Annotated in this window: 5 protein-coding genes; all 5 read right to left on the bottom strand. The window is 72.3% G+C overall.

What is annotated here, in order from left to right; all coding sequences use genetic code 11:
• Positions 1 to 1,310 (bottom strand): DEAD/DEAH box helicase (locus tag AC1HC7_RS14440; RefSeq protein ID WP_479499161.1); only part of this gene is annotated, 1,310 nt, incomplete at its 3' end.
• A 519-nt stretch (positions 1,311 to 1,829) separates the two neighbouring features.
• Positions 1,830 to 4,673, bottom strand: a complete 2,844-nt coding sequence (locus AC1HC7_RS14435; RefSeq protein WP_479495344.1) for a bifunctional [glutamine synthetase] adenylyltransferase/[glutamine synthetase]-adenylyl-L-tyrosine phosphorylase — start codon at positions 4,671 to 4,673, stop codon at positions 1,830 to 1,832.
• A 124-nt stretch (positions 4,674 to 4,797) separates the two neighbouring features.
• Entirely contained in the window at positions 4,798 to 5,574 is a 777-nt protein-coding gene (locus AC1HC7_RS14430; RefSeq protein ID WP_479499160.1) for an enoyl-CoA hydratase-related protein, read from the bottom strand.
• 44 nt (positions 5,575 to 5,618) lie between these two features.
• Positions 5,619 to 6,161, bottom strand: coding sequence for a cytochrome c-type biogenesis protein (locus AC1HC7_RS14425; protein WP_479495342.1), 543 nt, complete (start codon positions 6,159 to 6,161; stop codon positions 5,619 to 5,621).
• Entirely contained in the window at positions 6,158 to 8,146 is a 1,989-nt protein-coding gene (locus tag AC1HC7_RS14420; RefSeq protein WP_479495341.1) for a heme lyase CcmF/NrfE family subunit, read from the bottom strand. Before AC1HC7_RS14420 ends, AC1HC7_RS14425 begins: the two co-directional genes overlap by 4 nt.
• Positions 8,147 to 8,280: the final 134 nt, after the last annotated feature.

Here is an 8,280-nt window from a genome sequence, read left to right as displayed (position 1 = left end):
CGCCGACCGGGCGCCGCGCCGGCGCCGCCGGGCTTGCGGCCGCCGCCATGGACGGCGGGCTTGCCGGGGCCGCCCTGACGATGGTTCTGGCCATTGGCGTTGGCCGCCCCGCCATTGCCGCCGTTGCCGTTGGGACCGCCGCGACGCCGGCGCGGCTTGCCGGTCTTGCGCGGCAGCGGCGCGTCGCCGTCGGGGTCGAGCTGCAGCCGCGTGAGGCGTTCCACCGCGCGCAGCTTGTCGCGCTCATCCGGGTCGCACAGCGTGATCGCCACCCCGGTCGCGCCGTTGCGCCCGGTGCGCCCGATGCGGTGCACATAGCTTTCCGGCTCGTCGGGCAGGTCGTGGTTGATCACATGGGTGATGCCCGGCACGTCGATGCCGCGCGCCGCGATGTCGGTGGCCACAAGCACGTTGACCCGGCCGTTGCGAAAGCCGTTCAGCGCGCGCTGACGGGCGTTCTGGGACTTGTTGCCGTGGATCGCGTCGGCCTTGAACCCGTCCGTGATCAGGTTTTCGGCCACCCGGTCGGCGCCGCGCTTGGTGCGGGCGAACACGATCACCCGCTTGAACGCCGGATCGCCGAGCAGCTCGGCGAGACGGCCGCGCTTCTGGCCCTTGGGCAGGATTTCCACCTGCTGGGCGATGGCGTCGACGGTCTTGTGCTCGGTCTTGACCGACACTCGCACCGGGTCGTTGAGCAGGCTTTCCGCCAGCTTGGCGACCTCGGATTCCATCGTGGCCGAAAACAGCGCCGACTGGCGGCGCGGGTGCAGCTGATCGACGATGCGGCGCACGTCGCGGATGAAGCCCATGTCGAGCATGCGGTCGGCCTCGTCAAGCACCACGTTGACGGTCTCGTCAAGTCGCAGATGCCGTTCGCCAAGCAGATCGGTGAGCCGCCCCGGCGTGGCGACGACGATGTCGACGCCGCGCGACAACTGGCGGATCTGGGCCGAGCGCGACACGCCCCCGAGCACCAGCGCGATCGAAACCCGGGCGCCGCCGGCGAATCCGCGCAGGCTTTCCTGGATCTGCACCGCCAGTTCGCGGGTCGGCGCGAGGATCAGCGCCCGGCAGGTCTTCGGGGCGGGACGGCCGCGCAGGGCCAGCAGGCGGTTGAGGATCGGCAGGCCGAAAGCGGCGGTCTTGCCGGTGCCGGTCTGGGCGACGCCGAGGATGTCGCGGCCTTCAATCTGCGGGCCGATGGCCTGGGCCTGGATCGGGGTGGGGGTGGTGAAACCGGCCTTGGTCAGGCTGGCGACAAGGTGGTCGGACAGGCCGAAGCCGGTGAAATCGATGGTGTCAGTCAATGCGTATCCTTCGCCGCGCGGATGCCGCGCGGTGTGCGCCGGGGCCAGGCGCTCTGGCGGCGGCAAACGAAAAACGCGACGAGTAGCTCGCGGGAAAACCCCGCGCGCATCGCGCCGTCGCGTCCACGCCGGTTGGCGCGGAATGAGGGCGTCCCCGCCCGCCTGATGTCGGAGGTAAGGAACCGGGCGGGCGGGGCAGTCCTGTCGCGGGTCGGGCTTGACTGTCGGTCAGGCCGGATCCTGGATCTGCGCCGCGCGGCCCGGATCGCTCCGGGCGTCGCCACCCGGCTGAAGTGGAGCGGATCGCTTGTGATTGCAAGGGTTTTCTTTGCTGCGATGCAAAATAGTTGCCGATGAACACAGGATTGCGACGCCATGGGGCCGATCCCGCCCCGTTCTGGCCATCCCGTTCTGGCCGCCCCGGCCCCGGCCCGATCGCCCCCCGGTCGCCCCCGGTCGCGCCCCGCCCCGGCCCGACGGGGCCCGCCAGCCCGTGAAAATGCCCGCCGCCGCCGGCAATCAACCGAAAATCCGCGCCGAGATCGCCGCCGCCCCGGCCTGCGCCTCGACAAGCGCCGCCTCCAGCGCCGCGAAATCCTCGCGATCCGTGGCGCGCAGCAGCGCGGCGCTGAGCCCGGCGCCGACCTCGCGCGGGTCCAGCGGCCCGTCGAGCGCGATGCGCAGCACCTGCTGCACCGTCGCGATCAGCGCATGCGCATCGGCCAGCGTCCGCGCCTCGGCGCCGGTCAGGAACCCGCTTTCCGCCAACGCCGTCAGCGACGCGCCCGGGCTTTCCAGCAGCCGCCGCCCGGCCAGCAGCGCGCCGGTCTGGGCGATGAATTCGATATCCATCAGCCCGCCCTCGGCCTGCTTCAGCGCCCAGGGGTCGCGGCGCGCCCCGGCATGCGCCGCCGCCAGCCGCGCACGCATCTGCGCCACGTCGCCCGTCACGGCGGCGGCGTCGCGGGGCCGGGCCAGCGCCTCCGCCGCCGCCGCGTCGGCGTCGGCGCGCAGATCCGCCCGCCCGGCCAGCGCGCGGGCGCGGGTCAGGGCCAGATGCTCCCAGGTCCAGGCTTTCTCGGCCTGATAGTCGCGAAAGCTCTGCAAGGCCGTGGCCACCGTGCCCTGGCGCCCGGAAGGCCGCAGCCGCATGTCGATCTCGTAGAGCGCGCCTTCCGCGGTCTTGGCGGTCATGGCGCTCACCAGCATCTGGGCGAAGCGGGCGAAATAATTCGGCGTGGCCAGCGGACGCCGGCCTTCCGAGGTCTCCCGCCCCTGCGCGTCATAGAGCAGGATCAGATCCAGGTCCGAGGTCGCGGTCATCTCCCGGCTGCCGAGCTTGCCCATGGCAAGCACCGTCGCCCCGCGCCCCGGCGCCGGGCCGTGGCGCCGCGCGAATTCCGCCTCCACCACCGGGAACAGCGCGCAAAGGCTGGCCTCGGCGATGGCCGAGAACCCGCGCCCGGCCTCGCGCGCGCCGGCCAGCCCGCGCAGCACCTGCACGCCGACGCGAAACGCCGATTCCTTCTGCCAGCGCCGCGCCGCGTCGAGCTTGCGTTCGTAATCATCCTCATGGGCGAGCCGCGCCGAAAGCTCCGCCGCCAGCGCCGGCGCCTCGGGCATGGGCTCGAAGAATTCGCGATCCAGCAGCGCGTCCAGCACCCGCGAATTGCGGCTCAGATACTCCGCCAGCCGCGGCGCGGCGGCGCAGATCTCGGCGATCAGACCAAGCAGCGCCGGGTTGGCCTCGAACAGCGACAGGATCTGCACCCCCGAGGGCAGGCCCGACAGGAAGCGGTCAAAATGCAGCAGCGCCTCGTCGGTGTCGGCGGCGGCGGCGAGGCTGTCGAGGATCAGCGGCTCCAGCCGCCGGGCGATGGCGCGGGCGCGCGGCGAGCGCGTCGCCGGGATCTCGCCCTCGCGCCAGCGGCGGATGATCGCGGCGGCGGTCTCGGGCCGGGCGAAGCCGCGCGCGGCCAGATCGTCGGCGCTTTGCGCCGCCGGCGCGGTCGCGGCGCCGGGCGCGAAGAACGCTTCGGCAAGACGACTGACCGTGACCAGGCGGGCCACGATGTCGGCCTCGAAGGCGGCCCGGTCGCGCCAGCCGCTGAGCGCCGCAACCCGGTCGCGGGCGTCCTGGGCGGTGGGCATGGCATGGGTCTGGGCGTCCTCGACCATCTGCAGCCGGTGTTCCAGCGCGCGATGCGCGACATAGGCGGCGTCGAGCGTCGCCGCCGTCTCGCGCGCCGCCCAGCCCGCGTCGGCCAGCGCCGCCAGCGCCGCGCGCGTGGCGCGCTGGCGCAGGCCCGGGTCGCGCCCGCCGCAGATCAGCTGCCGGGTCTGCACGAAGAACTCGATCTCGCGAATGCCGCCGCGCCCCAGCTTGATGTTGTGCCCGGGCGCGGCGATCGGTCCCCCAAGCCCGCGATGGGCGCGGATGCGCTCGCGGATGTCCTGGGCGTCGCCGATGGCGGCGTAATCCAGATGCTTGCGCCAGATGAACGGGGTCAGGCGCTCCAGAAACGCCTCGCCCGCGGCGATGTCCCCGGCGGCGGCGCGGGCCTTGATGAAGGCGGCGCGCTCCCAGGTGCGACCCATGCTTTCGTAATACTGCTCGGCCATGCCCATGGCGACGCAGACCGGGGTCACCGACGGGTCCGGGCGCAGGCGCAGATCGACGCGGAACACATAGCCGTCGCCGGTCGCCTGACTCAGCAGCCGCGACGCGCCCTGGCAGATCTTTATCAGCCGGGCGCGGATCTCCATGTCGTCGTCTTGCGGGTAGCGGGTCTCGTCGAACAGGAAGATCAGGTCGATGTCCGAGGAATAGTTCAACTCCCGCGCGCCGCCCTTGCCCATGGCGAGACAGGCGATCCCGGCATTGCCGTCCGGGTCCTCGTCGGGCCCCGGCAGCCGCCCGCGCGCGGCGGCGTCGCCGACCAGCGCGCGCAGGCTGGCGTCGACGGCGGCGTCGGCGAGGTCGGACAGCGCCCCGGTCACCGCCTCCAGCCCCCAGACCCCGCCCAGATCCGCCAGCCCGACCAGCAGCGCCGCACGCCGCTTGGCCCGGCGCAGCAGCGGCGCGCGCCCGAAGCTCTCGACGCTGCCGGGCATGGCGCGCACCTCGTCGAGGATCCGCGCCAGCGCCGCCTCGGGGGCCTCGCCCAGCGCGGTGCGCAGCCAGTCGCCCTCGGCGCGCATCAGCCCGGCCAGATAGGGCGAAGACCCGGCCGTCCCCTCGATCAGATCCCGCGCCGCGGGGTCGAGGTCGAGCCCCGCCCAGGCCTCGGCGCCCCGCGCGGGGGCGTAGGCGATCGGGGCGCGGGTCAGGCGGTCGAGAAACGGCTTGGGATTGTCGATCATCGGCAGAGCTTCGCCGGCTGGCGCGTCAAGTCAATGCCCCCCGCCGCCGCGCGCGCCGGCTGCGCGCCAATGTCGAAACCCTGCGTAGGGCGGATCCCGATCCGCCATTGGCGGCCTCGCGACCCTAGCGGCCTTCGAAATTCGCCGGGCGCTTTTCCAAGAACGCCATCACGCCTTCGAGAAAATCGCGCGACGCCCCGGCCTCGGTCTGCAAATGCGCCTCAAGCTCCAGCTGGGTCTCGAAATCATTGGACAGCGAAGCCCGGATCGCCTGCTTGGCCAGCCGCAGGGCAAGCGTCGGCCCGGCGGCCAGCGCCTCGGCGCGGGCGCGGGCGCGGGGCAGCAGATCGTCATCGGGCAGCGCCGCCCAGATCATCCCCCATTCGGCGGCCTGCGCGGCCGGGACCGGCTCGGCCAGCAGCGCCATGCCCATGGCCCGGGCCTGACCGGCAAGGCGCGGCAAGTGGAAACTGCCCCCCGCGTCGGGGATCAGCCCGATGCGCGCGAAGGCCATCATGAAGCTGGCGCTTTCAGCGGCGATGCAGATATCGGCGGCCAGCGCCAGGCTCGCCCCCGCCCCCGCCGCCGCGCCGTTCACCGCGGCGATGGTGGGGATCGGACATTCGGTGAGCGCGCGCAGCAGCGGCGCGTATTCCTCGCGCAGCGTGCGGCCCAGATCCAGGTCGCGCACATTCGCCGCGTCGCCCAGATCCTGCCCGGCGCAAAACCCGCGCCCCATGCCGGTGAGCAGCAGCGCCCGCGCCTCCTCGGGCGCGCGCAGCAGCGCGTGGGTCAGATCGGCGCGCATCTGCGCGTTCAGGGCGTTGAGGCTGTCGGGGCGGGCCAGGGTGATGGTGGCCACGTCGCTGTCAAGCTCGTAGCGGATGGTGTCGTAGCGCATCGCCGATCCTTCGTTTGGCAGGGTGGCGCGACGCTACGCGGCGATCAGTCCCGGAGCAAGACGTCGAGCCGCGCCTGCTCGGCGGCGCTGAGGCCGCCCCTGGCTGCGGCCCCGCGCGCCCCGCCGCCCCCATCGACAACGCCGCCGCCCCCGTCGCCATCGCCGCCCGCGCCCGCCGGCGCGGCGGCGCCCGGGCGGCTGGCGGCCACGAAACGCCAGCTCGCCAGCCCGCCCAGGATCAGCAGCAGCGGCCCGCCAAGCCACAGCGCCGCGTTGCCGAGGCTGAACACCGGGCGCAGCAGCACGAATTCGCCATAGCGATCGACGATATAGCCGATGGTCGCCTCGTCGCTGTCGCCGGCCACCAGGCGCTCGCGCACCAGCAGGCGCAAATCGCGCGCCAGCCCGGCGTTGGAATCGTCGATGTTCTCGTTGCGGCAGACCAGGCAGCGCAGTTCCTTGGAGATCGCCCGCGCCCGGGTCTCCAGCGCCGGGTCGTCGAGGATCTCGTCCGGCTGCACCGCCCATGCCGGACCGGCGGCGAGCGCCAGCAGCAGCGCGGCGATCAGCCCCCGCACGCCGGTCATTCCGCGGCCACCGGCGCGGCCGGGGCGGCGGATTTGCGCCGCTTGGCGGCGCCGACGCGGTAGCGCCGGTCCGACAGGCTCACCAACCCGCCCAGCGCCATCACCAGCGCCCCGATCCAGATCCAGATCACGAAGGGCTTCACATAGGCGCGCACCGCCCAGCCGCCGCTGTCCTGTCGGTCGCCGAGCACCACGTAGAGATCGCGGGTCAGGCCGGCGTCGATGCCCGCCTCGGTCGAGGGCATGCGCTGCACCGGAAAGAATCGCTTTTCCGGGAACAGCCGCGCGACCACGGCGCCGTCCCGCAGGATGGTGAAATCGCCGACTTCGGCGGTGTAGTTCGGGCCCTTGGTTTCGCGCACGCCGGCGAACTGCACCTCGTAGCCGCCCAGCGCATAGCTGTCGCCCGGGCGGGCGGTGCGGATGTCCTCGACCTCCCAGGACGACACCGCGCCGATGCCGAAGATCGCCAGCCCCAACCCGGCATGGGCGAAGGCCTTGCCCCAGTCGGCGCGCGGCAGCGACCCGAGGCGGCGCAGGGTCTCGGCCAGCGGCGCCCGCCCGGCCTTGGCGCGGCCGGCGAGTTCGAGGATTGCGCTCAGCACCAGCCAGGCGCCCAGCGCCACGGCGATCGGGGCCAGCGCGCTGCGCCCGGTCTGCAGCGCGAAGGCCAGCGCCCCCAGCGACAGCGCCAGGATCAGCGTCGGGATCAGCGCCCGCGCCGCCTTGCCCAGCTTGCCGCGTTTCCAGGGCAGCGCCGCGCCCAGCGGCAGCACCACGGCCAGCGCCACCATGAAGGGGGTGAAGGCGAGGTCGAAGAACGGCGCCCCGACCGAGATCTTCGCGCCGTCCCAGTATTCGCGGATCAGCGGCATCAGCGTGCCCAGCAGCACCACCGCGCAAGCCACCGACAGCAGCAGGTTGTTGAGCACCAGCGCGCTTTCGCGGCTGACCACCGCGAACACCCCGCCGGCGCGCATCTTCGGGGCCCGCCAGGCGAACAGCGCCAGCGCGCCGCCGATGGCCAGCGTCATCATGCCGAGGATGAACACCCCGCGCGTCGGGTCAGAGGCGAAGGCGTGCACGGAGGTCAGCACCCCCGAGCGCACGATGAAGGTGCCCATGAGGCTCAGCGAGAACGCCACGATGGCCAGCAGGATGGTCCAGCTTTTCAGGGTGTCGCGCTTTTCCACCACGATCGCCGAATGCAGCAGCGCGCCGGCCGCCAGCCAGGGCATGAAGGAGGCGTTTTCAACCGGATCCCAGAACCACCAGCCGCCCCAGCCGAGTTCGTAATAGGCCCAGTAGGACCCCAGCGCGATGCCCAGCGTCAGCGAGATCCACGCGCCCAGCGCCCAGGGCCGCACCCAGCGCGCCCAGGCGGCGTCGACCCGGCCCTCGATCAGCGCGGCGATGGCGAAGGCGTAGGAGACCGACAGCCCCACATAGCCGAAATACAGGAACGGCGGGTGGAAGGCGAGGCCGGGATCCTGCAGCAGCACATTCATGCCCGCGCCGTCGAGCGGCGGAAATTCCAGCCGCAGGAACGGGTTCGAGGTGAACAGCATGAAGGCGATGAAGCCCACGCCGATCATGCCCTGCACCGCCAGCACCCGCGCCTTCAGCCCGGCGGGCAGGTTGCCGCCGAACCCGGCCACCATGGCCCCGAACATCGACAGGATCAGCACCCAGAACAGCAGCGAGCCCTCGTGATTGGCCCAGACCCCGGTGACCTTGTAGAGCATGGGTTTCAGCGAATGCGAATTGTCCGCCACCAGCTTGACCGAGAAATCCGAGGTCACGAAAGCCCAGGTCAGCGCCGCGAAGGCCAGCGCCACCAGCGCGAATTGCGCGAAGGCGGCGGGCACGGCCAGCCGCATCCAGTCGCCCCAGCCTTTCTGGGCGCCGATCAGCGGCAGAACCGCCTGCGCGGCGGCGACGAAAAGGGCGAGGATCAGGGCGAAATGTCCGAGCTCGGCGGTCATGGGCTGGTCTCCTGCTTTGACCGGGCATCATAGGGCAGCGGCGGCGCGTTGCAATTCGCCTTCCCGTGATACGTCGTCGCGCGGCGGTTCCGTCGCGCCGAACGGCGATTTTTCTTCGCCGCCCCGCCCGGGCG

The sequence above is a fragment of the Oceanicella sp. genome (assembly GCF_056449545.1).
The sequence above is the reverse complement of the archived record's forward strand: the minus strand, read 5'-3'. Positions and strand labels throughout refer to the sequence as shown.

Coding starts and splice junctions, on each gene's coding strand:
- AC1HC7_RS14435 (WP_479495344.1), bottom strand. CDS start 4,673: ATGATCGACAATCCCAAGCCGTTTCTCGACCGCCTGACCCGCGCCCCG.
- AC1HC7_RS14430 (WP_479499160.1), bottom strand. CDS start 5,574: ATGCGCTACGACACCATCCGCTACGAGCTTGACAGCGACGTGGCCACC.
- AC1HC7_RS14425 (WP_479495342.1), bottom strand. CDS start 6,161: ATGACCGGCGTGCGGGGGCTGATCGCCGCGCTGCTGCTGGCGCTCGCC.
- AC1HC7_RS14420 (WP_479495341.1), bottom strand. CDS start 8,146: ATGACCGCCGAGCTCGGACATTTCGCCCTGATCCTCGCCCTTTTCGTC.